Annotated in this window: 19 protein-coding genes; 12 read left to right on the forward strand and 7 right to left on the reverse strand. The window is 65.3% G+C overall.

Going from position 1 to position 22711, the window contains the following annotated elements:
- Positions 1-65 precede the first annotated feature (65 nt).
- Together QCE62_RS02875 and QCE62_RS02880 are read right to left on the reverse strand one after the other, a co-directional pair.
- The gene (locus QCE62_RS02875; RefSeq protein WP_309914090.1) at positions 66-1547 is read right to left on the reverse strand and encodes an asparagine synthetase B family protein; all 1482 of its coding nucleotides are present in this window, start codon (positions 1545-1547) and stop codon (positions 66-68) included.
- Between the two features lie 275 nt (positions 1548-1822).
- Positions 1823-2326: a DUF1566 domain-containing protein gene (locus QCE62_RS02880; RefSeq protein WP_309914094.1), complete on the reverse strand. Its 504-nt coding sequence runs from the start codon at positions 2324-2326 to the stop codon at positions 1823-1825.
- 455 nt (positions 2327-2781) lie between these two features.
- Between QCE62_RS02880 and QCE62_RS02885 the strand changes: the two genes are divergently transcribed.
- The 7 genes from QCE62_RS02885 to QCE62_RS02915 all read left to right on the forward strand — a co-directional run bounded on the left by QCE62_RS02885 (position 2782) and on the right by QCE62_RS02915 (position 9966).
- Entirely contained in the window at positions 2782-3555 is a 774-nt protein-coding gene (locus tag QCE62_RS02885; protein WP_309914097.1) for an L-iditol 2-dehydrogenase, read from the forward strand.
- A 288-nt stretch (positions 3556-3843) separates the two neighbouring features.
- Entirely contained in the window at positions 3844-5208 is a 1365-nt protein-coding gene (locus tag QCE62_RS02890) for a sugar ABC transporter substrate-binding protein (RefSeq protein WP_309914099.1), read from the forward strand.
- Between the two features lie 101 nt (positions 5209-5309).
- The gene (locus QCE62_RS02895; RefSeq protein WP_309807402.1) at positions 5310-6248 is read left to right on the forward strand and encodes a sugar ABC transporter permease; all 939 of its coding nucleotides are present in this window, start codon (positions 5310-5312) and stop codon (positions 6246-6248) included.
- The gene (locus QCE62_RS02900) at positions 6245-7108 is read left to right on the forward strand and encodes a carbohydrate ABC transporter permease (protein ID WP_404987219.1); all 864 of its coding nucleotides are present in this window, start codon (positions 6245-6247) and stop codon (positions 7106-7108) included. Before QCE62_RS02895 ends, QCE62_RS02900 begins: the two co-directional genes overlap by 4 nt.
- A gap of 10 nt (positions 7109-7118) precedes the next feature.
- Entirely contained in the window at positions 7119-7847 is a 729-nt protein-coding gene (locus QCE62_RS02905) for an HAD-IA family hydrolase (RefSeq protein ID WP_309914101.1), read from the forward strand.
- Complete coding sequence (locus QCE62_RS02910) at positions 7840-8976, forward strand: sn-glycerol-3-phosphate ABC transporter ATP-binding protein UgpC (RefSeq protein ID WP_309914103.1); 1137 nt, start codon at positions 7840-7842, stop codon at positions 8974-8976. Before QCE62_RS02905 ends, QCE62_RS02910 begins: the two co-directional genes overlap by 8 nt.
- 138 nt (positions 8977-9114) lie before the next feature.
- Complete coding sequence (locus tag QCE62_RS02915) at positions 9115-9966, forward strand: MOSC N-terminal beta barrel domain-containing protein (protein ID WP_309914106.1); 852 nt, start codon at positions 9115-9117, stop codon at positions 9964-9966.
- Positions 9967-9970: 4 nt separating this feature from the next.
- Here the strand turns inward: QCE62_RS02915 and QCE62_RS02920 are convergent, their stop codons facing one another.
- The 3 genes from QCE62_RS02920 to dalD all read right to left on the reverse strand — a co-directional run bounded on the left by QCE62_RS02920 (position 9971) and on the right by dalD (position 14099).
- On the reverse strand, positions 9971-10918 hold the full coding sequence (locus QCE62_RS02920) for a sugar-binding transcriptional regulator (RefSeq protein WP_309914110.1): 948 nt from the start codon (positions 10916-10918) through the stop codon (positions 9971-9973).
- 115 nt (positions 10919-11033) lie between these two features.
- Complete coding sequence (gene xylB, locus QCE62_RS02925) at positions 11034-12515, reverse strand: xylulokinase (protein ID WP_309914112.1); 1482 nt, start codon at positions 12513-12515, stop codon at positions 11034-11036.
- 195 nt (positions 12516-12710) lie between these two features.
- Positions 12711-14099, reverse strand: a complete 1389-nt coding sequence (dalD, locus tag QCE62_RS02930; protein ID WP_309914115.1) for a D-arabinitol 4-dehydrogenase — start codon at positions 14097-14099, stop codon at positions 12711-12713.
- Positions 14100-14490: 391 nt separating this feature from the next.
- Here dalD and QCE62_RS02935 point away from each other — a divergent pair, with 391 nt between their 5' ends.
- Positions 14491-16035, forward strand: a complete 1545-nt coding sequence (locus tag QCE62_RS02935) for an FGGY-family carbohydrate kinase (protein WP_309914119.1) — start codon at positions 14491-14493, stop codon at positions 16033-16035.
- 23 nt (positions 16036-16058) lie between these two features.
- Here QCE62_RS02935 and QCE62_RS02940 read toward each other — a convergent pair whose 3' ends face one another.
- Positions 16059-16880, reverse strand: coding sequence for an EAL domain-containing protein (locus QCE62_RS02940; RefSeq protein WP_309914123.1), 822 nt, complete (start codon positions 16878-16880; stop codon positions 16059-16061).
- Between the two features lie 272 nt (positions 16881-17152).
- Here QCE62_RS02940 and hmgA point away from each other — a divergent pair, with 272 nt between their 5' ends.
- The 4 genes from hmgA (at position 17153) to QCE62_RS02960 (ending at position 21506) form a co-directional block, all read left to right on the forward strand.
- Positions 17153-18478: a homogentisate 1,2-dioxygenase gene (hmgA, locus tag QCE62_RS02945; RefSeq protein WP_309914126.1), complete on the forward strand. Its 1326-nt coding sequence runs from the start codon at positions 17153-17155 to the stop codon at positions 18476-18478.
- On the forward strand, positions 18475-19761 hold the full coding sequence (gene fahA, locus QCE62_RS02950; RefSeq protein ID WP_309914129.1) for a fumarylacetoacetase: 1287 nt from the start codon (positions 18475-18477) through the stop codon (positions 19759-19761). Before hmgA ends, fahA begins: the two co-directional genes overlap by 4 nt.
- 25 nt (positions 19762-19786) lie before the next feature.
- Positions 19787-21124, forward strand: a complete 1338-nt coding sequence (locus QCE62_RS02955) for an MFS transporter (protein WP_309914132.1) — start codon at positions 19787-19789, stop codon at positions 21122-21124.
- Between the two features lie 100 nt (positions 21125-21224).
- On the forward strand, positions 21225-21506 hold the full coding sequence (locus QCE62_RS02960; RefSeq protein WP_309914135.1) for a hypothetical protein: 282 nt from the start codon (positions 21225-21227) through the stop codon (positions 21504-21506).
- 31 nt (positions 21507-21537) lie between these two features.
- On the opposite strand, the gene QCE62_RS02965 is transcribed toward QCE62_RS02960, so the two are convergent.
- Positions 21538-22704 (reverse strand): MFS transporter, encoded by a 1167-nt coding sequence (locus QCE62_RS02965; RefSeq protein ID WP_309914138.1) that lies wholly within the window; start codon positions 22702-22704, stop codon positions 21538-21540.
- Between the last annotated feature and the right edge of the window lie 7 nt (positions 22705-22711).

The following is a 22711-nucleotide window of genomic DNA, read 5'->3' on the forward strand; positions in this document are numbered from 1 at the left end:
GTCCTCCTTCGCTTCCTTGCGGTTCCTTGAGCTTCCTTGAAGTGACTCGCGTCACGGCGCATGCCTCAAAGCGCGTCTTCTCCGCTGAGCAACGCGCGATAACGGCGATAGGTGTAGCGGGTCTTGCCGACGTAGTCGCCGGTCTCGACGCCGATATGGGACGCGTAGATCTGATTGACCGACGAGCCCTCATGAATGCCGATCTTCTTGCGCCACACGATCTCGTCCGGCAGCAGCGCGTGCTCCGCGGCGCACTCGCGCAACATCACCTTGACTTCATCGGCGGCCACCTTCATGTCGGGCGCGAGGTTCAGTGCGAACGCGACAAGCCGCGGCGTCCAGAACGGGTGATGCACGTCCAGTCCGTAGCGATTCGCCCCGAACGGCGAGAACTCGCCGGTCCAGCGCGTGCGATAGATCTGCCGCCAGAGTTCGGGGTTCGCGTCGGCCGGCGCGCTGCCTGGCTTCAGAACGCCGCCGAACAGCAGGTCGGAGCCATAGCCGGTGATGACGCGTCCGCCGATGCCCTCAAGCGTTCGATAGAGGCACAGCAGGCTGGCCTGGATCTCGGCGGAAAGGCCGTCGAAGATCTCGTTGTAGTAGATGGCCTCGTGCGCGCCGCGCAGGATTTCCTGGTCCGTGAAGGTTTGTTCGCTGTGCGTGGTCCGGACGTGGCGCGAGACGGTGCGGGCAAACGGAAATTCGTTGCTTGTCCCGGTGCCGATCGCCAGGGTTCGGACGTCGTCCCGGTGGCGTGCCGCGATGGCCGTGACCATGCTCGAATCGAGCCCGCCGGACAGCGGAATGGACAGCGGCCCGGAACAGCGCGACAGCGACCGGATGGAGTCGGACAGCAGCGAACAGGTCAGTTCGCGGGCGTGCTCGCGGCGCAAGCGCTGCGGCGCGGCCAGCCGATGGCCCAGATAGCTGACGGAATGCATGACGGGATGTTCGCGGCCATCGGACCCGAACGAATACGCCGAGCCCGGCCGCAGGCGTGCGCCGTTGCGCAGCGGCAGGAAGGTGTCCGCCCGGTTGTCATGGGCGAGCACGTCATCCTCGGGGAGGAAGTCCAGTTCATCGCGCCGGCAACGCGCGACGTTCTTCAGTTCCGAGGTCAGCCAGAACGCGCTGCGCCCGCTCACCGCATGCACCGGTTGCAGGCCGTGGGCGTCGGTTTTCACCGCCAGCGTTCCGCGCGAGCCGAAGGTCAGGAACGTGTACGGCCCTTCGACCATGGCGAAGACGGCGTCTCCGTACACCTGGTGCAGGGTGTGCAGGACCGCGGCGTCGTTCGCGGTGAGCGCCTCCGCGGTAATCGTGGCGGCGAGCACGCGCAGTTCGTCGATGTTCGTGACGCTTCCGATCAGCACATGCGTCTGGTGGCGTTCCACATGCGAGAGCGCCGCAAACGATTCGGCGCGCCAGGTCTTCAGCCAGAGTTGCCAGCCTGCAATTTCGAAGCATTCGCCTTCGCTCTGCAGATTCGCGAGAGAAGGTGAAGGCTTGCGTCCTGAATGAGGTACCGCGATGAATGAGAAGGTCATGAACGGTCGCCAAGAAAAGGGGGGGGCGTGATGTCCGCCGCGATTGTTTGAACATCGATGAAAAATTGCTGCGCCGAAAATCACGGGGCAAGCACCTTGTCCGTAAAAATTAAATCACGAGGCAATCCTGATTTCTCGCTAAGTGTTCGTAAAGTTTTGTTTTCAGACAAACAAATTCACTGCTGGAAATAGCAGTTAATTAACCTTAACGAAGGTATGTCAGGATTTGACTGCTACTAATGCATTCGATCGAGCTAACGACTGCAAATGGTCAGCTATAAGTTCTTGACGAGGAAAACCGATAGCGAGAAACCAGCGCTGTGAAAGTCGTAGGCGCCATCGGTGAAATTGACGTAATAGAGCGTGCCCGGAATCTCCGCGGCGGTGGCGCTCCAGAAATTCGCGCCCTCGCCGAAATCCGAGGCGGCGACGGCGGGGAACACCTTGGCGTCGATCTTCGGACCGCTGCAGGTCCTGCGTCTCAGACTGCCCAGTTCTTCGGCTGTCGGCAGGCGCCAGCCGGGTCCGGTTCGTTTCGCGGCCTTTTTCGCTTCGTCATGACTCAGGCCCAACGGATTTCCCGTGCAACGTCCGCTGCGCTGGTCCCATTCCATCCCCACGGCGCAACGCTTCCAGACCAGCCGCTTTCCGGGATCGGTTGCTTCACTCGCGTTGATGCTCCATGAACTGTCGGTTGCCTGAACGCAAGATGCGGAAGTTAAAACGGAATGGAGCGCCAATGGGAGTGTCGTGCACACTAATCCGATATTTCGTTTCATGCTTCTGGATAATGTCATTGTCTTATGATTGAAGTTGCTGCTGTTGATTAACGGATCAAAGAGATCATTTGCCTTGTCTTGGCAAATGACTGCCAACAGGAAGCTAAGCTGTCGGTTCGAGTTAAGGCCAAATCCAAGCAAACCAGCCTAAGCGACATCAATCTTGTTTTGGAAGCATTCAAGAGTCACAAATCAACAAACGGCTGAACCGAACCGTCCCGCACAAGCAAGCGAAAAATGCTCGTACGGGAACGTGCGTTGCTCGTTTCGCGCCATGCCAGATGGGGTTTCCCCGAGCAAACCGGCTGATTGCGCGTCGCAGCATCGAAACCTGTGCCGGATGCCTTGACACGATCCCGCGCAGCGCCGATCATTCGATCAAACTAAGAGCAATTGCTCACTCGTGGAGCGTTCGCTCACCCGCGTGAGTGAAGCGGAAGAAATCGGAGACATCGGTGAGACTGAGAGACAAGGTCGCGATCATCACAGGCGCCGGCGGTGGCATCGGCGAGGCGGTCGCGCAGCGCTATCTGGAAGAAGGCGCGCAGGTCGTCGTCGTCGACGTGCGGGACGAGAGCGAACTCGCCCGGCGCTTCACGGAAGACGCCACGCGCGTGCTCGCGCTCAAGGCCGACGTCACGCGCCGCGAGGACATCGCGCAGATCGTCGGGCGCACGGTGGAGCGCTTCGGCGGCATCGACATTCTCTTCAACAACGCGGCGCTGTTCGACATGCGCCCGCTGCTCGACGAATCCTGGTACATCTACGACCGCCTCTTCGCGGTCAACGTCAAGGGCATGTTCTTCCTGATGCAGGCCGTCGCCCAGCGCATGGTCGAACAGGGCCGGGGCGGCAAGATCATCAACATGTCATCGCAGGCCGGACGGCGCGGCGAGGCGCTCGTGTCGCATTACTGCGCGACCAAGGCGGCGGTGATCAGCTATACGCAATCGGCGGCGCTCGCGCTCGCAAAAGAGCGCATCAACGTGAACGACATCGCGCCGGGCGTCGTCGATACCCCGATGTGGAAGGACGTCGACGCGCTGTTTGCGCGCTACGAGAACCGGCCGATCGGCGAGAAGAAGCGGCTCGTCGGCGAAGAAGTGCCGCTCGGGCGCATGGGCCTGCCCGCCGACCTGACGGGCGCGGCGCTGTTCCTGGCCTCGGCGGATGCGGACTACATCACGGCGCAGACGCTCAACGTCGATGGCGGCAACTGGATGAGTTGACGCGGCGCGGCGCGCTGCATGCGGCTTGAAGCACAGGAAGCACCGTCTATAGTGAAACGGCGTCACAGCAGACACGAAGCGCGGCACACGCAACTGCACACCCGATAGCACACGCAACGAAAAACGCAACGAAAAAACGCAACGAAAAAACGCAACGAAAAAACGCAACGACAAACGCGCGATTCCGGTCGCGCACCCTCAAAAGCAGTCAGCGGCAACCACGGCGCCCGCGGTCATTGCAGCGGGACCCTCCACGGCGTCCGTGCCAACAAAAAGGAGACGAACCTCATGAAACGCACTCAACGCATCGTTCGAACCCAACCGCGCGCGCGCCGCGCACCGTTCGCGAGCGGGGCGCTGTCGGCGGCGCTGGCTGCCGCCGCGCTCGTGCCGCTGTCGGCGCATGCCGCGACCATCACGATCGCGACGCTCAACAATCCGGACATCATCGAGTTGAAGAAGCTCTCGCCGGCGTTCGAGAAAGCCAATCCCGACATCAAGCTGAACTGGGTGATCCTCGAGGAAAACGTGCTGCGCCAGCGCGCCACGACCGACATCACGACCAACAGCGGCCAGTTCGACGTGGTGACCATCGGCACCTACGAGGCGCCGCAGTGGGGCAAGCGCGGCTGGCTCTCGCCGATGACGAACCTGCCCGCCAACTACGATCTCGACGATGTCGTGAAGACGGCCCGCGACGGCCTCTCCTACAACGGCACGCTGTTCGCGCTGCCGTTCTACGTCGAAAGCTCGATGACGTACTACCGCAAGGACCTGTTCCAGGCCGCCGGCCTCAAGATGCCGGACCAGCCGACCTACGACCAGATCAAGCAGTTCGCCGACAAGCTCACCGACAAGTCGAAGGGCCAGTACGGCATCTGCCTGCGCGGCAAGGCGGGCTGGGGCGAGAACATGGCGTATGTGTCGACCGTGGTGAACACCTACGGCGGCGAGTGGTTCAACGAGAAGTGGCAGGCGCAGCTCGACACGCCCGAATGGAAGAAGGCGGTCGGCTTCTACGCGGACCTGCTGAAGAACGACGGCCCTCCCGGAGCCAGCTCGAACGGCTTCAACGAGAACCTCACGCTGATGTCGTCGGGCAAGTGCGCGATGTGGATCGACGCCACGGTCGCCGCCGGCATGCTCTACAACAAAGCGCAGTCGCAGGTGTCGGACAAGATCGGCTTCGCGGCGGCGCCGGTGGCCGTCACGCCGAAGGGTTCGCACTGGCTGTGGTCGTGGTCGCTCGCCATTCCGAAGACCTCGAAGCAGCAGGACGCCGCCAAGAAGTTCGCCGCATGGGCGACGTCGAAGGAATACATCGAGATGGTCGGCAAGGATGAAGGCTGGGCCTCGGTGCCGCCGGGCACGCGCAAGTCCACCTACGCACGGCCCGAGTACAAGCAGGCCGCGCCGTTCGGCGACTTCGTGCTGAAGGCGATCGAAACCGCCGATCCGAACGACGCCACGCTGCACAAGGTGCCTTACACCGGCATCCAGTTCGTCGGCATTCCGGAGTTCCAGTCGTTCGGCACGGTGGTCGGCCAGTCGATTGCAGGCGTGGTCGCGGGCCAGACGAGCGTCGATGCCGCGCTGAAGGCCGGCAACGCCGCCGCCGATCGCGCGGTGAAGCAGGCCGGGTATCAGAAGTAAGAGAAGCACGCTGCATGCGGTAACGCGCTTCATCCATCGCGGTACACGGGCCGTCCCGTCACGGGGCGGTCCGCCGGCGTCAATCATCGAGAGGTGACACGATGAGTCAACTGAATCCCCCCATCACCGATCATCATCTGGAGGAGTCCGCCGCCGAGCGCGACAAGCGGCGCGCGAAGTCGGTGCGCTGGCTGATCTCGCCGTCCACCGGATTGCTGTTCCTGTGGATGGCGATCCCCCTCGCGATGACGATCTGGTTTTCGTTCTCGCGCTACAACCTGCTGAATCCCGACGTCAAGGGCTTCGCCGGTCTCGACAACTTCGAGTTCCTGGTCACCGATCCGGCGTTCGGCCCGTCCATCGCCCACACGCTCACGCTGATCATCTCGACGCTCGTCATCACCGTGGTCGGCGGCGTGCTGCTCGCGGTGCTGTTCGACCGCAAGTTCTGGGGGCAAGGCATTGCGCGCCTGCTGGTGATCGCGCCGTTCTTCGTGATGCCGACCGTTTCGGCGCTCATCTGGAAGAACATGATCCTGCATCCGGTGTACGGCCTGATCGCGGGACTGATGCGCTCGCTGGGCATGCAGCCGATCGACTGGTTCGCCGAATATCCGCTCTTCGCGGTGATCGTGATCGTCTCGTGGCAATGGCTGCCGTTCGCGTTCCTGATCCTCTTCACGGCGATCCAGTCGCTCGATCAGGAACAGAAGGAAGCGGCGCGCATCGACGGCGCGGGTCCGTTCGCCATGTTCTTCTTCATCACGCTGCCGCACCTGAAAAGGGCGATTGCGGTCGTCGTGATGATGGAAACCATTTTCCTGCTGTCGATCTTCGCGGAAATCTACACGACCACGGGCGGCGGCCCCGGCACCGCGACGACCAACCTGTCCTACCTGATCTACGCACTCGGCCTGCAGCAGTTCGACGTCGGCCTGGCTTCGGCGGGCGGCATCCTCGCGGTCATTCTCGCCAACATCGTTGCGTTCTTCCTCGTGAGAATGCTCGCGAAGAACCTCAAGGGGGAGTACGAGTCATGAGCACACCCGTCCGCACTCAAGCCATGAGCGGCGCGCCGCGCACGTCAGCGCTCGAGCATGTGAAGAACATCGTGCCCGGCATCGTGGCGTGGATCGCGTCGATCCTGCTGTTCTTCCCGATCTTCTGGATGACGATCACGGCGTTCAAGACCGAGCAGCAGGCGTATTCGTCGTCGCTGTTCTTCACGCCGACGCTGGACAGCTTCCGCGAAGTGTTCGCGCGCAGCAATTACTTCGGCTTCGCGTGGAATTCGGTGCTGATCTCGGTCGGCGTCACGGTGATCTGCCTGCTGCTCGCCGTGCCCTGCGCCTACGCGATGGCCTTTTTCCCGACCAGGAAGACGCAGAAAGTGCTGCTGTGGATGCTCTCGACCAAGATGATGCCGTCGGTCGGCGTGCTCGTGCCCATCTACCTGCTGTGGAAGAACACGGGCCTGCTGGACACGGTGTCCGGCCTCATCATCGTCTACACGCTGATCAACCTGCCGATCGCCGTCTGGATGGCCTACACGTACTTCAACGAAGTGCCGAAGGACATTCTCGAAGCGGGCCGCATCGACGGCGCGTCGACCTGGCAGGAAATCGTCTTCCTGCTGATGCCGATGTCGCTTCCCGGACTGGCCTCGACCGGCCTGCTGCTCATCATCCTGTCGTGGAACGAGGCGTTCTGGAGCATCAACCTGTCGAGCTCGAACGCGGCGCCGCTCACGGTGTTCATCGCGTCATATTCGAGTCCGGAAGGGCTGTTCTGGGCCAAGCTCTCGGCGGCTTCGCTGCTGGCGGTCGCGCCGATCCTGATCGTCGGCTGGCTGTCGCAGAAGCAACTCGTGCGCGGTCTCACGTTTGGCGCGGTGAAGTGAGGGCGCGCTCGTGAATCTCACACCCTCCAACGAAGCCAATCTCGACGATCGCCTTCTGATCTGCGACTGCGACGGCGTACTCATCGACAGCGAGGCCGTCGCCGCGCGCATGCTCGTCACCGAGCTGCAGGCGCTGTGGCCGGGCGTCGATGTCGAACCGGTCGTGATGCCGCTGCTCGGGCTGCGCATCGAGGCGGTGCTCGCGAGCGCCGCCGACACGGTCGGCCGCACGCTGACGCACGATCAGGTGGTCACGATCCGGCGCGCGGTCGAGGCGGCGGCGATCCAGGCGCCCGCGGTGCCGGGCATCGCCGAGGCGCTCGCGGCCGTGCCGTTCATGAAGGCCTGCGCGAGCAACAGTTTCTCGACCTATGTCGATGCGGTGCTGAAGCGCACCGGCCTCGTGCGCTTCTTCGGCGCGCGGCGCTTCTGCGCGGACATGGTCGAGAACCCGAAGCCCGCGCCCGACGTGTATCTCGCGGCGGCCCGCGCGATGCGCATCGATCCGCTGCGCTGCCTGGTGGTCGAGGACAGCGTGACGGGCGTGACGGCGGCGCGCGCGGCGGGCATGCCGGTGCTCGGTTTCATCGGCGGCGGACATGCGACTGAAGGACAGATTGGCGCGCTCCAGCAAGCGGGCGCACACGTGGTATTCGACGACATGACGCGCTTGCCGGCGCTCGTGGCGCACTGGCTGCAAGACGCGTCGTTCGACATGGGAGACACACATCATGGCTAGCCTGACCCTGCGCAATATCAGCAAGCGTTATGAAGAAACCGAGGTGATGCGCAACATCAACCTCGACATCAACGACGGCGAGTTCGTCGTGTTCGTGGGTCCGTCGGGCTGCGGCAAGTCCACCCTGATGCGCATGATCGCCGGGCTGGAGGACATCAGCGGCGGCGAGCTGATGATCGACAACACGCGCGTCAACGAACTCGCGCCCGCCAAGCGCGGCATCGCGATGGTGTTCCAGTCGTATGCGCTCTATCCGCACATGACGCTGTACGACAACATGGCGTTCGGCCTCAAGCTGGCGGGCGAGAAGAAGCCCGCCATCGACGCCGCCGTGAAGAACGCCGCGAAGATCCTGCACATCGATCATCTGCTCGACCGCAAGCCGAAGGCGCTCTCGGGCGGCCAGCGGCAGCGCGTCGCGATTGGCCGCGCCATTACGCGCAAGCCGAAGGTGTTCCTGTTCGATGAACCGCTGTCGAACCTGGACGCCGCGCTGCGCGTGAAGATGCGGCTCGAGTTCGCGCGCCTGCACGACGACCTCAAGACGACGATGATCTACGTGACGCACGATCAGGTCGAGGCGATGACGCTCGCCGACAAGATCGTCGTGCTGTCGGCGGGGAACATCGAGCAGGTGGGCACGCCGAACACGCTGTATCACGCGCCGGCGAACCGCTTCGTCGCGGGCTTCATCGGCTCGCCGAAGATGAACTTCATGTCCGGCACGGTGGCCGCCGTGCAGAACGACGGCGTGCTGGTCAAGTACGCGACGGGCGAGACGCAACTGGCCGGCGTGCTGCCGGGCAATGCCAAGCCGGGCGATACCGTGACGGTCGGCGTCCGCCCCGAGCACTTGCAGCCTAATTCGACCGAAGCGGGCGAGTACGGCGTGTCGGCTTCGGCGATGACGGTCGAGACGCTCGGCGACGCGGCCTATCTCTATGCCGAAACCGATGTCGCGCCAGATGGGCTGATCTCGCGCATTCCGCCGCTAGAAAAGCATGCGCGCGGCGAGAAGCTCAAGCTCGGCGCCGCGCCGGAGCACTGCCATCTGTTCAACGCGGAAGGGCAGGCGTTCACGCGCAAGGTCGTGGATGGCTGGCAGCGCGAGCACGCGACGGCCGCCTGAAGCGTCGCACCATCGCGGCACAGGGGCATGACGACGGCGCCGTTCGCAGGAACGGCGCCGTATTTTTTAGCCGACGTAGGATAATCGCGTGTACAACCGGCCGCGTCCGACGGCCGGCGCGCTCCCACCGACATCGCCATGCCCGTCCTGAATGAACTCTTTGTCTATCCGGTCAAGTCCTGCGCGGGCATCGCCCTGAAGCGCGCGACGCTGCTCGAAACCGGTCTCGAACACGACCGCCACTGGATGATCACCGAGCCGTCCGGCGCCATGCTCACGCAGCGCGCGCATCCGCGCATGGCGCTGATCCGGACAGCCTTCGCCGACGATTCACTCGTGCTCGACGCGCCCGGCATGCCGACGCTGCGCACGCCCTTGCGCGCCGAAGCGCTCGTCGATCCGAAGCCGCTGCGCACGACCGTCTGGCGCGACACCTTCGATGCGCTCGATACCGGCGAGGAAACGGCGCAATGGTGCAGCACGTTCCTCGACATGCCGGCGCGGCTGACCCGCTTTGCGCCGCAGGTGCGCCGCGTCGTCGATGAAACCTGGACCGCGCCGCTCAGCACGCATACGCGCTTCGCTGACGGCTTTCCGCTGCTGGTGATGAGCCAGGCCTCGCTCGATGATCTGAACGCGCGTCTCGTCGCGAAGGGCGCGCCCGCGATTCCCGCGAACCGCTTCAGGCCGAACCTGGTGGTCGGCGGACTCGATGCGTATGAGGAAGACTTCGTCGGCGAGATGCGGATCGGCGAGGCGCAACTGAAGCTCGTCAAGCTCTGCTCGCGTTGCCCGATGCCGACCATCGACCAGGACACGGGCGCGGCGGACCCCGCGTGGCCGCACGAGCCGCTCGACACGATGAGCGCCTACCGCGCCAGCGAGCAGATGGGCGGCAAGCTCACCTTCGGCAAGAACGCGATTGTCCTCGCGGGCGAGGGCATGGCGCTGCACGTGGGTCAGGACGTCGAGGCCGAGATCGACTTCTGAGGCGTTACGCTTCCAGCGCGGCCTTCGCGCAGAGTTCGTCGGTGACGAGGCCCGACAGCCATTGCCCCTGCAACGCTGCGATCAACGCATCGAGCTTGCGCTGGCCGCCCGCGAAGCCGATCGTGGGACGCCGCGGCGGCGAGTCGAGCTTGAGGCTCGTCACGCGCGCGCCGGTGCTCGACTGCACGCGCTTGCCGGTGGCGTCGATCGGCAGCCCGAGCCATTCGGCCACCGCGCCGGCCTCGATCATCTCTTCCACTTCCGCGCGCGTGATGAAGCCGTCTTCATGCAGCGGACAGTTCACGGCCACGTTGCCGATGCCGACGAAGGCCACGTCCGCGCCTTGCGCGAGTTCATCGACGATGCGATACAGCCGGTGATTGACCCACTGGGCGCGCTCGGATTCGCTGTCGGCCATGAGCGGCGCGGGCAGCATGAAGTGCTTGCCGCCGGTCTTCTCTGAGAGCTGCTGGGCCACGTCATAGCGGTTCGACGAACCGTCCTGCGCGATGGCGCCGACCATCGACACGAAGCGATGCTGCGGCCGCTCGATCTGCCCGATCTGCGCGACGCAGGCCTTCAACGTGCGCCCGCTGCCGATCGACACGACCAGCGGTTTCTCGTCGAGCAGATAGCGCTCCATCACTTGCGCGCCCGCGACGGCGAGCTTGCGGTCGACCTGCTCGGGCGCGTCGCCGTCGACGGGCACGACTTCGCACATCGCGAGGCCGTAGCGGTCGCTGAGCGCGCGCGCCAGCGACAGGCAATCGGCGATGCGATGATCGACCCGCACGCGGATCAGGTTTTTCTCGACGGCAAACGCGACGAGCCGTTGCGCCACCGGGCGCGAGATCTGCAATTTCTCGGCGATCTCGTTCTGGGTATTGCCGGCGACGTAGTAGAGCCAGGCTGCGCGCGTGGCGAGGTCGAGTTTTTCGGTGGATTTGGGCACTGTGGTTGCGCGGCTGTCTGCTCTTAAGTTTTAGTTCTTATTTTGGACAACGTGATGCCAAATTCAGAACCACCCATGGACTCGATCGCCCTCACGAGCGCTCTTGGGGCCGACGTTATGCCAGCCTCGGCCGCGCCGGATCGAACAGCGGCCGCACGTGCTGGTACAGCTCCCGGAAACTCTTCAGCCGCTGCCTCAACAGCGCATGGCGCTGCGCATCCGGCGTGAACTCCTGCTTGATCTCGGGTTTCGCGAGCACCGTTGCCGGGTCGCCGCCCGCCGCGAGCCAGCCGAGCCGCGCCGCGCCCAGCGCCGCACCGGTTTCGCCGCCGCCGTGGGTGCGGGTCGGGGTATCGAAGGCGTCGGCGAACATCTGCGCCCAGTACGCGCTGCGTGCACCGCCACCGAGCATCGACAATGCGCGCGCCTGCGTGCCCGCCGACTGCAGCGCGTCGAGACCATCGGTCAGCGAGAGCGTGACGCCTTCGAGCACCGAATAGCCGAGCAGCGCACGATCGGTCGCGTGCGTCATGCCGAAGAACACGCCCTGCGCGTAGGGATCATTGTGCGGCGTGCGCTCGCCGCTCAGATACGGCAGGAACAGCGGCGCGGACGAGAGGATGTCGACGGGCAGGGCCTCGATCTCGGCGAGCAGCGTGGGCTCGTCGGTCGAGGTCAGCTTGCAGACCCAGCGCAGGCAGCTCGCCGCCGACAGCACCACGCTCATCTGGTGCCAGCGATCCGGAATGGCATGGCAGAACGCATGCACGGCGGACGCCGGATTGGGCCGGAAACGGTCGCCGATCACGCACAGCACGCCCGAGGTGCCGAGCGACAGGAAGCCGTCGCCCGGATCGGTGGCGCCGATACCCACCGCGCTCGCGGCATTGTCGCCGCCGCCCGCTGCGACCACCACGCCTTCCGGCAGGCCGAGTTCGCGCGCGAGCGCCGGCAGCAGGGTGCCGGACGGCGCGCTGCCTTCGGCCAGCGCGGGCATCTGCTGGCGCGACATGCCGCAGGCCGCGAGCAGTTCGTCCGACCAGTCGCGCCGCGCGACATCGAGCCAGAGCGTGCCGGCGGCATCGGAGGGATCGGACACCTTGGTGCCGGTCAGATGCATGCGCAGATAGTCCTTCGGCAGCAGCACGCACGCGGTCTGGCGGAACAGGTCGGGTTCGTTGTGCGCGACCCAGAGCAGCTTCGGCGCGGTGAAGCCGGGCATCGCGAGATTGCCGGCGATTTCATGCAGATTGGGCGCGCGCTCGTACAACTCGGCGCACTCCTTGTCGCTGCGCATGTCGTTCCACAGAATCGCGGGGCGCAGCACGCGGTCTTGCGAATCGAGCAGCACCGCCCCATGCATCTGACCCGAGAGCCCGATGCCGCGCACCTGGGCGAATTCGGCAGGGAATTTCTCGCGCAACTTGAACAGTGCGGCGCGCGTGCCTTCCCACCAGTCGAGCGGATTCTGTTCTGACCAGCGCGGCTTCGGACGCGACACGGTGAAGGGCGTGCCCGCCGTGCCGATCACGCTGCCGTCGGCGGCGAGCAGCAGGACTTTCACTTCGGAGGTGCCGAGGTCGATGCCTAAGTACATGAACGTACCCTTGGGTCGTGGCCAGGTTCGCGCCCGGCGGAAAACGAGGAATGAGCGACGTGTGAGTCCCGCGCAGCGGGAGGCGCTAATTTAACGCCACGCGCGGCGCCGCGCCATGGGCACATTACCCGAGCGGCGCGGCGCGCAGTTGACGCTGCGATTACGTTCGCGATAACCGCGCGCGGATGGAACGTCTCACGGACGGTTGGCGAGCCACGCGTCGACCTTGGCGACGGCGTCGCGCATCACGCGTTCGAGTCCCTCGCTGCCGGCCATCTTGCCCCAGAGCTGCTTGTCCGCGACGAAGGCCTTGACCGGATCGGGCGACGTGAAATAGCCATGCGCGACGGCCGGATCCATCACGCCGTCCTGATAGGCATAAGGCAGCTTGCCTTCGTGCCAGCGTTCGAGAAAGCGCAGGAAGAGCGCGGGCAGGATGGCGGTGGACGCGGGATCGACGTTGCGCGCGAAGCACTCAGACAGCGTCGGCGCGATGAAGCCCGGCAGTTTCGAGAAACCGTCGGCCGCGACGCGCTGGTTCGTGTCCTTGATATACGGATTGCTGAAACGGTCGAGCACGATGTCGCGATACTTCGCGAGATCGATCGGACTCGGCGTGAGGCAGGGAATCACGTCGTCGGTGACATACGCCTCCGCGAGCGCGCGAATCTCCAGGTCCTGCGTGCCTTCATGGATGTACTGCAACCCGACCAGCGTCCCCGCCCACGCAATGCAGCTGTGCGGGGCATTGAGCACGCGGATCTTCGCTTCCTCGTACGCATGCACCGAGTCGACCATCTCCGCGCCAACCTTCTCCCATGCAGGGCGGCCGTCGATGAAGTCGTCCTCGACCACCCACTGGATGAACTTCTCGCCCATCACCGGCGCGCGGTCATCGAAGCCGGTCGCGGCCTTGACGCGCTCGGCGACGTCGGGCGTCGGGCGCGGCGTGATGCGGTCGACCATCGAGTTCGGGCACGACGTGTTCGCGAGCATCCAGTCGCGCAGGTCGGTCTCGCCGCGCAGGCTCAGGAATTCGAGCATCCCTTTCTTGAAACGATCGCCGTTGCTGCGCAGGTTGTCGCAATTCTGCAGCGACACCTTGCCCGCGCCGTTCTTCATGCGCGCGGCGAGAATCGCGGCGATCGCGCCATAGATGGTCGTCCGGCCGCCTTTCAGGTCGGCGGCGAGATCCGGGTTCGAAGGATCTAGCCGATCGTGATCGTCGAGGTAATAGCCGCCTTCCGTCACCGTGAACGACACGATCTTGCACGACGGATCGGCGCCCGTGGCGATCAGCGCATCGAGGTCCGCCGACCACGGCAGAACCTTCTTGATGGCCTTGATCCGCTCGTATTCGCGCTCGCCTTTCGGCGTCACGGTCTCGAGCGTGTATTCACCGTTCTGGGCCGCCAGCGCGTCGAGCACGGCGTTCATGTCGCCGCGGATGTTGCCCACCGCGAGCGACCAGCGCCTGTCGTTCGCATCACCGGTCTCGATAAGGCGGTGCAGGTACCACGCCTGATGCGCGCGATGAAAAGACCCGGCGCCGATGTGCAGGATCACGTTGGCTTCGCTAGTCATGTCGTCTCTTCCTTTGATGGGCTGCGCGCCGTTCTTCGCGGACGCTGGTCGCAACGGCGCGCGTGCGCGGGACATTGCGGTGGTGAGCATTTGCTCGTTTGATGATCTAATGATCGAATAATCGTATTCGCTCGAGGGAATGTCAAGGCGTGATGCGTCGTGCAACGCGGCGCAATTCGCGCGCCTCGGCATGGGTGAGAGGGCAGCAACGCATGAACGGAGACGACGCTGCGCCGCAACAAGACGGCACGCATACGCGTCTCCGGAATAACCCGGATAGGCAAGCCGGCGGCCATTGGACGAAGGTGCGTGAGCGCCTCGCCGGGGCTTGACGCGGGGCCTCAGCGGCACATCAGACGATAGGCGAAAAAACATCATGCAGGAGACAGAGATGAATTACGTGATCGGCATCGACATCGGCACGCAGAGCGCGAAAGCCTTGCTCGTCGATACGCACGGCGCGATCGTCGCGCAGCATGCGAGCGCGTATCACCCGGACACGCCGAAGCCGTTGTGGGCGGAGCAATGGCCGTCGGTCTGGTTCGATGCGGTGACCGCGTGCATCGCGGGCGTCACGGCCAAGGCGCGCGAGAAGGGCGTAACCGCCGCCGACGTGAAGTCGCTCTGCGTGAGCAGCCTGTACGGCGGTTCGGGCATTCCCGTCGATGAGCACATGGAGCCGCTGCATCCCTGTCTCATCTGGATGGACCGGCGCGCGACGGCTGAAGTGGACTGGGTGCGCGCGAACGTCGACGTCGAGCGCCTGGAGAAGATCACGGGCAACGGTGTGGACAGCTATTACGGCTTCACGAAGATGCTCTGGCTGCGCGAGCATCGTCCGGAGGTGTGGCAGAAGACGCGCTGGTTCCTGCCGCCCAATGCCTTCGTGATCCAGCGCCTGACGGGCGAACTCGCGGTCGATCACAGCTCGGCGGGCAATCTCGGCGGCGTGTATGACGTCGCGCAGCGCGCATGGTCGGCGCAGGCGCTCGACATGCTCGGCATTCCAGCGTCGATGATGCCGAAGCGTCTGGTGGAGTCATCGGAGATCGTGGGCGGCCTGTCGTCGCAGTGGGCCGATGCGCTCGGACTCGCGGCCGGCACGCCGGTCGTCGCGGGCGGCGTGGATGCCGCCGTGGCGACCTTCGCCGCGGGCGTCACGCAGGCGGGCCATCACGTCGCGATGATCGGCACGAGCATGTGCTGGGGCTACATCAACCAGACGGTGGATGCGCGTCATGGCCTCGTGTCGATGCCGCACGTCCACAACGGCACGCGCGATCTCTACGTATTCGGCGGGGCGAGCACGGCGGGGCAATGCGTCGCGTGGTATCGCGACCAGTTCTGCCAGGCCGAGATCGAAGCCGCGAAGCAGCTGCCGCATGGCGACCCGCACCGCCTGCTGGAAGAGGCGGCATCGAAGATCGCGGCGGGTTCGGACGGCGTCGTGTTCCTGCCTTACCTGATGGGCGAACGCAGTCCCGTATGGGATGCGCGCGCGAGCGGCACGTTCGTCGGGCTGAACCTGTTCCATACGCGCGCCACGTTGTACCGCGCGGTGCTCGAAGGCGTCGCGTTCGCGCTGAAGCACAACATGGAGGCGGGACGGCGCGGGGCGCAGTCGCTGGATGACCGGCTGATCGTCGTGGGCGGCGCGGCGCATTCCGATCTGTGGATGCAGATCATCGCGGATGTGACGAACTACCCGGTGCTGTCGATCGAACAGGATGTGGAAGCGGCGATGGGCGCGGCGTTGCTGGCGGCGCTCGGAGCAGGACTGGTGTCGCGCGAAACGGCCGAGGGCGGCTGGGTCACGCTCGTCGAACGGGCGCAGCCGGATGCCGAAAGACAGCGGGTCTATGCGGACCGGTTCGAGGTGTATCGCGAGCTGTATCCGGCGCTGAAACCGCTGATGCATCGGTTGCGCAGCACGTAGCGCCGTGCAGGGCGCGCCGCTTCTTAACGCCCATGCACCGGATGCGCATCGAACACGGGCCCCTGCACGAAATGCACATCGAACTGCTGCAGGGCGTCGAACTGCGCCTCGTCGGCGACGTTCGAGAAAATGAGCGGAATCCGCAGCCGATGCGCATACGCGACGAGATGCTTCACCACTGAATCGCGCAGGGCCGCGCCCGCATCCATCTTGATGAAGTCGAGGCGCGCCATGTCGGACACGGCCATGATCTGCCCGGCATTCGGCAGGTTGCCCGCGACCTTGAAGCCGTAGTGCTGATAGCTCTTGGTGAGATAGCCGAGAAAGGTCTTGTGCGCGACCGCGGCCGCCGGCAGTTCGATCACCACGCGCGACGGGCTCATGCCGAACTCCATCAGCACCGACGAGAAGTGCAGCCCGTGGTCGTACTTCACGCTCTTGAGCAGCCGTTCATGCACGCGCAGGAACAGCAGCCCCGGCCGATGCGGCCCGAAGAAATTGAACGCGTGCAGCGCCCGTGACAGCCGGTCCAGCGTCACCAGCTCCTGATCGTCTTCCAGTTGCCCGAAGGGATCGCGCGGCGCATCGCCGCGGATGAGCGTCAGCGCCTGCACGCCGAGTTCGTCGCCGAAACGCTCGGCGCTCTCCGGCGACGCACTCAGCGTCTGCGGAAAGCTGTGCGTGCCGACATCGAAGATCGGCTCGTACGCGCTCGCAATGCACACGTCCCGATAGTGCGCGAACGCCTCCTCCGTCTTGTCGTCGTCGCCCAGCACGATATGCGCCCCGAGAAAGGGATGTTCCTTGGCGCGGGCAACGAGTTCAGGCAGCGATGGGGAGATCATGAAAGCGGCGTCGGTTTTTATAAGGGCGTGGCTGAAGGCAGATACGCAATAGCTTCGATGGAATGGTCGATGGTATCAGCGCGTCATGCCGCGTCCACCACCAAATTCACATATTGATATGCCGGATGAAGTGCGGTGCCTAGGGTTTACGATCAATTTCACTAAACGTAATTGGTTTTACCATTCGTAAATCGCGTCACGGGCGCGGGCTTTACGCCGTGCCGTTTCGCCCTGCTGTATTCGATCGCGTTCATTCGCCGAGGACTTCGACCATGTCAACGTTCGACACCCACACGGACGCCAGCCGGCACTACCAGTCGGGTTTCGCCAACGATTTCGCCACCGAGGCGCTGCCCGGTGCGCTGCCAATCGGCCGCAATTCGCCGCAGCGCGTGGCCTATGGCCTGTACGCCGAGCAGTTGTCGGGCACCGCGTTCACCGCGCCGCGCGCGCACAACCGCCGGTCGTGGCTGTACCGCATCCGGCCGGCGGCGGTGCACCTGCCTTTCACGCAGATCGGCCGGGGCAGGCTGGTCGCCAATTTCGCCGAGGTGCCGCCGACGCCGCCCAACCAGCTGCGCTGGGATCCGCTGCCGATGCCGTCCGCGCCGACCGATTTCATCGACGGCTGGGTGACGATGGCCGGCAACGGCGCCGCCGAGTCGATGAGCGGTTGCGCCATCCACGTCTACGCGGCCAACCGCCCGATGCAGGACCGCTTCTTCTACAACGCGGACGGCGAGTTGCTGATCGTGCCGCAGCAAGGCCGTCTCGCGATCCGCACGGAACTGGGCAACGTCGATGTCGAGCCGAACGAGATCGCCGTGATTCCGCGTGGCGTGCGCTTCACGGTCGCGCTGCCGGATGGCGAGGCGCGCGGGTACATCTGCGAGAACTTCGGCGCGCTGTTGCAACTGCCGGATCTGGGTCCGATCGGCTCGAACGGTCTCGCGAATCCGCGCGACTTCCTCACGCCGCACGCTGCCTACGAAGACCGCGAAGGACGCTTCGAGCTGGTCACGAAGATGAACGGCGTGCTGTGGGGCGCGGAGATTGGCCATTCGCCGCTGGATGTGGTCGCGTGGCACGGCAACTACGCGCCGTACAAGTACGACCTGCGGCACTTCAACACCGTCGGCTCGATCAGCTTCGACCACCCGGATCCGTCCATCTTCCTGGTGCTGCAATCGCCGAGCGATACGCCGGGCGTCGATAGCATCGACTTCGTGATCTTCCCGCCGCGCTGGCTCGCGGCCGAGGATACGTTCCGTCCGCCCTGGTTTCACCGCAACGTGGCGAGCGAGTTCATGGGCCTCGTGCAGGGCGTCTACGACGCGAAGGCCGAAGGCTTCGTGCCGGGCGGCGCGAGCCTGCACAACTGCATGTCGGGACATGGTCCGGACGCCGAGACCTTCGAGAAGGCCTCGCACGGCGACACGACGCGACCGGCCAAGGTCGGCGCAACCATGGCCTTCATGTTCGAGACCCGCACGCTGATCCGGCCGACGCAGTTCGCGCTCGACACCGCGCAGCTGCAGGCCCATTACTACGAGTGCTGGCAAGGCCTCACGAAACATTTCAACCCGGAGCAACGATGAACGACGCGCTGCAAGCCACCCTCGCGCCCTCGCTGAAGAGCTGGATCGAGTCCGCGAACGATCCGGCGAGCGACTTCCCGATCCAGAATCTGCCGTTCGGCATTTTCAGCGACGCCGTGAACACGCAGCCGCGCGCGGGCGTCGCGATCGGCGACTGGATCGTGGATCTCGCCGCGCTGGAGGACGCGCGCCTGCTCGACGCGCACGGCACGCTGCATGCACCGCGCCTGAACGATTTCATCGCGCTGGGCCGCGAGCACTGGCGGGCGGTGCGCGTCGCGCTGAGCGGCCTGCTGGCGCACGGCAACGCTACGCTGCGCGACGATCCGGCGCTGCGTCGCCGCGCGCTGGTGCCGCGGGCGGACGCGACGCTGCATCTGCCGGTCGAGATTCCGGGCTACACGGACTTCTATTCGTCGAAGGAGCACGCCACCAACGTCGGCTCGATGTTCCGCGATCCGAAGAACGCGCTGCTGCCGAACTGGTCGGAGCTGCCGGTGGGCTACAACGGACGCGCGTCGTCGGTGATCGTGAGCGGCGCGCCGGTGCGCCGGCCGAACGGCCAGATCAAGCTGCCCGACGCGGAACGTCCTGTGTTCGCCGCGTGCCGCAAGCTCGACTTCGAACTGGAGACGGGCTTCATCATCGGGCGCGGCAATGCGCTGGGCGAACCCATCGCGTGCGAGCAGGCCGAGGCGCACATCTTCGGCATGGTGCTGCTCAACGACTGGAGCGCCCGCGATATCCAGCAATGGGAATACGTGCCGCTCGGACCGTTCAACTCGAAAGGCTTCGCGACCACCATCTCGCCGTGGATCGTCACGCTGGACGCGCTCGAACCGTTCCGCACCGCGACGCCGGCACAGGACCCGCAGCCGCTCGACTATCTACGCCATGCCGGCGATCACGCCTTCGATATCGACCTGCGCGTGACGCTGCAAGCCGAAGGCGCGAGCGAGGCCACGACGATCTCGCGCACCAACTTCAGGCTGATGTACTGGTCGATGGCGCAGCAGCTCGCGCATCACACGGTGAGCGGCTGCAATACGCGCGTCGGCGACCTGATGGGCTCGGGCACGATCAGCGGCCCGACGCCGGACTCCTGCGGCAGCCTCCTGGAGAGCACGTGGAACGGCCAGCGGCCGCTGCGGCTGGAAGGCGGCGGCGAACGCGCTTTCCTGCAGGACGGCGATGAAGTCGTGATCACCGGCTGGTGTCAGGGCGACGGCTATCGCGTCGGTTTTGGCGAATGCGCTGGCCGGATTCTGGCGGCGCGCGGTTGATATCGGAATGAACAAGGACAAGGACATGAGTGAGACGACCATCGACGTCGAGCGCGCGCTGGGCAGCGCGCACCGGCCGGGTTTCCAGTGGATGCTGCTTGCGCTGTGCGGGCTGTGTCTCGTCATCGACGGCTTCGACGCGCAGGCCATGGGCTATGTCGCGCCCGCCGTCATCGCGGACTGGCATGTATCGAAGGCGGCGCTCGGGCCGGTGTTCAGCGCGAGCCTGTTCGGCATGCTGCTGGGCGCGCTCGGACTCTCGGTGCTGGCGGACCGCATCGGGCGGCGTCCGGTGCTGATCGGCGCGACGCTGTTCTTCGGGCTCTCGATGATCGCCACCGCGTTCACCAACGACCTGACCGTGCTGACCGTGCTGCGCTTCGTCACGGGGCTCGGTCTCGGCTGCATCATGCCCAACGCGATGGCGCTGGTCGGCGAGTTCTCGACGCCCGAACATCGCGTCAAGCGGATGATGCTCGTGTCGTGCGGCTTCACGCTCGGCGCGGCGCTCGGCGGCTTCGTCAGCGCCGCGCTGATTCCGGCGTTCGGCTGGCGCGCGGTGTTCTGGGTCGGCGGCGCAGTGCCGCTGCTGCTCGCGTTCGCGATGATCGCCGCGCTGCCGGAGTCGCTCCAGTTCCTCGTGCTGAAGGGCCGCGAGGCGCGTGCGCGGGACTGGCTCGCCAAGTTCGATCCGACGCTGCGCATCGACGCCTCGACGCGCCTCGTCGTGCGTGAGAAGGCCAGCGGCGGCGCGCCCGTGGCCGAACTGTTCCGCGCTGGCCGCGGACCGGTCACGCTGATCCTGTGGGCCATCAGCTTCATGAATCTGATCGACCTGTACTTTCTGTCGAACTGGCTGCCCACCGTGATGCGCGACGCCGGCTATTCACCCGGCATGGCGGTGCTGGTCGGCACGTTGTTGCAGACCGGCGGCGTGATCGGGACGCTTTCGCTCGGCTGGTTCATCGAACGGCTCGGATTCGTGCGCGTGCTGCTCGCGTGCTTCGCGCTCGGCGCGCTGTGCGTCGGGATGATCGGCGGCGTCGCGCATGTGCAGACCTGGCTGTTCGTGGCGGTGTTCGCGAGCGGGTTTTGCATCGTCGGCGGACAGCCGGCGGTCAATGCGCTCGCCGGCCATTACTATCCGACGGCGCTGCGCTCGACCGGCATCGGCTGGAGTCTGGGTATCGGGCGTGTGGGCTCGGTGATCGGACCGCTCGTCGGCGGCCAGATGATCGCGCTTGGCTGGAGCAACGTCGCGCTGTTCCATGCGGCAGCGCTGCCGGTGTTGTGCTCGGCGGGGCTGGTGATGGTGCTCGCGTTCGTGCGGCGGGAAAAGGGCGGGGCGGTGCAGGCGGTGTGATGATTCACTCCGCCGCGCCGAGTTAGGACGAATCGTATGGTCTCCGCGGTTCGAGTCGCGATAGAAACATGCATCGCAAAATACTCGAACCGGAGACCGAATGAGCGACCTTACTTGTCCGCACTGTCTTTACGGCGTACCCCGCGGAGCCCGCGTCTGTCGGGGCTGTCAGGCCGAGGTGTATTACGGCTTGCCGAAGCAACAGTCCCTGGCGATCTTGTTTGCCGCCGGGGTCACTGTCTTCCTGGGCTGGAAAATCTCGAACAATGCGCCTGCGGCCATGGTCGTAGGCCTGATCGTCGTGATCGCGCTGACGGTGGCAGCCAAGCGGAAATATGCGGATCACGTCGAGTTCAAACGGCCTTATCGAACGCGAAAATAGCGAACGTCGGGTTGTCGGTGTTGAACTGACGTCAACCTGACACGCGTTCCGTCCCGCGCCGCCTTTCCCACCACGCCGCGACCAGGAACGCGCCCGCCGCCGCCGTCAGCACGCCGACCAGCGCATCCGCGCCGACGCGCTGCATCAGCGTTCCCGCGATGATCGGCCCGCCGAAGCTCGCGACGCTCCAGGACGCCCCGACGATCGCCGTCGCGGACACGAGCGACGGTCCGCGAAAGCGCTCGCCGCAGGCCACCAGCGAAAGCGTATAGACACTGCCCGCCGCCGCGCCGGTCACGAACAGCAGCGGCCAGCAGAGCCACGGCGTCGCCACCGCCCACGGCAGCACCGGCAGCAGCGCCACGACGACGCCCCCCGCGCCGGCGTGGACCTTTGCGCGCCCGAAACGGTCGGCGAGCCAGCCGATCGGAAACTGCATGGTCGTGTCGCCCAGCAGGATCGCGGACGCGAACAGCACGCCGAGATCCTGGCTCACGCCGTGCGCCATCGCGAACAGCGGCATCAGGGAGAGCGCGAGCGTATCGAAGAGCGCGAAAAAGCCCGTGCCGATCACGAGCGCCGGCATGCGCGGCAGCACGTCGCGCCAGTCGCCGTGTCCGCTTTCGTCCGGGTCCGGCGCGAGCGCGTGCGGCTGACCGCGGATCGACGCCAGCGCCGGCAGCGCCAGCAGGAAGATCGCGCCGCAGATCGCGAAGCGCCACGCCGGCCAGCCGCCGATCACGCTGACCAGCACCGGGCCCGTCATCTGGAAGAGGGTGAAGTTCGTCGCATAGATCGCGACGACGCGGCCGCGCGTGGCATCGTCGGCGAGTTGCGTGACCCAGGCTTCGCCGATGGTGAACAGCAGCATCAGCGCCGCGCCGAACACGAGGCGCAGCGCGGCCCACAGCCACAGGTTCGAGGTGAACTGCATCGCGATGGTGGCGCACGCCGCGAGCAGTACCGTGACGACGATGATCTCGCGCGCGCCGTAACGCGTCGTCACGCGGCCCGCGAACGGCGCGATCAGCAGGCCGCCGCCTGCCTGCATCGCCGTCATCAGGCCGACGACGCCGCTGCCGTGACCCGACTGCGTCAGTGCGAGGGCGGTCAGCGGCAGCGTCGCGCCGAGTCCCAGTCCGACGACCGCGACGCTCAGGATCAGCGCAAGAAAATCACGCGAGAGGATGCCCTTCATGCATTGC

This window comes from Caballeronia sp. LZ033, from assembly GCF_031451265.1.
Classification (GTDB): domain Bacteria; phylum Pseudomonadota; class Gammaproteobacteria; order Burkholderiales; family Burkholderiaceae; genus Caballeronia.

Coding starts and splice junctions, on each gene's coding strand:
- QCE62_RS02875 (WP_309914090.1), bottom strand. CDS start 1,547: ATGACCTTCTCATTCATCGCGGTACCTCATTCAGGACGCAAGCCTTCA.
- QCE62_RS02880 (WP_309914094.1), bottom strand. CDS start 2,326: ATGAAACGAAATATCGGATTAGTGTGCACGACACTCCCATTGGCGCTC.
- QCE62_RS02890 (WP_309914099.1), top strand. CDS start 3,844: ATGAAACGCACTCAACGCATCGTTCGAACCCAACCGCGCGCGCGCCGC.
- QCE62_RS02895 (WP_309807402.1), top strand. CDS start 5,310: ATGAGTCAACTGAATCCCCCCATCACCGATCATCATCTGGAGGAGTCC.
- QCE62_RS02900 (WP_404987219.1), top strand. CDS start 6,245: ATGAGCACACCCGTCCGCACTCAAGCCATGAGCGGCGCGCCGCGCACG.
- QCE62_RS02910 (WP_309914103.1), top strand. CDS start 7,840: ATGGCTAGCCTGACCCTGCGCAATATCAGCAAGCGTTATGAAGAAACC.
- QCE62_RS02915 (WP_309914106.1), top strand. CDS start 9,115: ATGCCCGTCCTGAATGAACTCTTTGTCTATCCGGTCAAGTCCTGCGCG.
- xylB (WP_309914112.1), bottom strand. CDS start 12,515: ATGTACTTAGGCATCGACCTCGGCACCTCCGAAGTGAAAGTCCTGCTG.
- dalD (WP_309914115.1), bottom strand. CDS start 14,099: ATGACTAGCGAAGCCAACGTGATCCTGCACATCGGCGCCGGGTCTTTT.
- QCE62_RS02935 (WP_309914119.1), top strand. CDS start 14,491: ATGAATTACGTGATCGGCATCGACATCGGCACGCAGAGCGCGAAAGCC.
- QCE62_RS02940 (WP_309914123.1), bottom strand. CDS start 16,880: ATGATCTCCCCATCGCTGCCTGAACTCGTTGCCCGCGCCAAGGAACAT.
- hmgA (WP_309914126.1), top strand. CDS start 17,153: ATGTCAACGTTCGACACCCACACGGACGCCAGCCGGCACTACCAGTCG.
- fahA (WP_309914129.1), top strand. CDS start 18,475: ATGAACGACGCGCTGCAAGCCACCCTCGCGCCCTCGCTGAAGAGCTGG.
- QCE62_RS02955 (WP_309914132.1), top strand. CDS start 19,787: ATGAGTGAGACGACCATCGACGTCGAGCGCGCGCTGGGCAGCGCGCAC.
- QCE62_RS02960 (WP_309914135.1), top strand. CDS start 21,225: ATGAGCGACCTTACTTGTCCGCACTGTCTTTACGGCGTACCCCGCGGA.
- QCE62_RS02965 (WP_309914138.1), bottom strand. CDS start 22,704: ATGAAGGGCATCCTCTCGCGTGATTTTCTTGCGCTGATCCTGAGCGTC.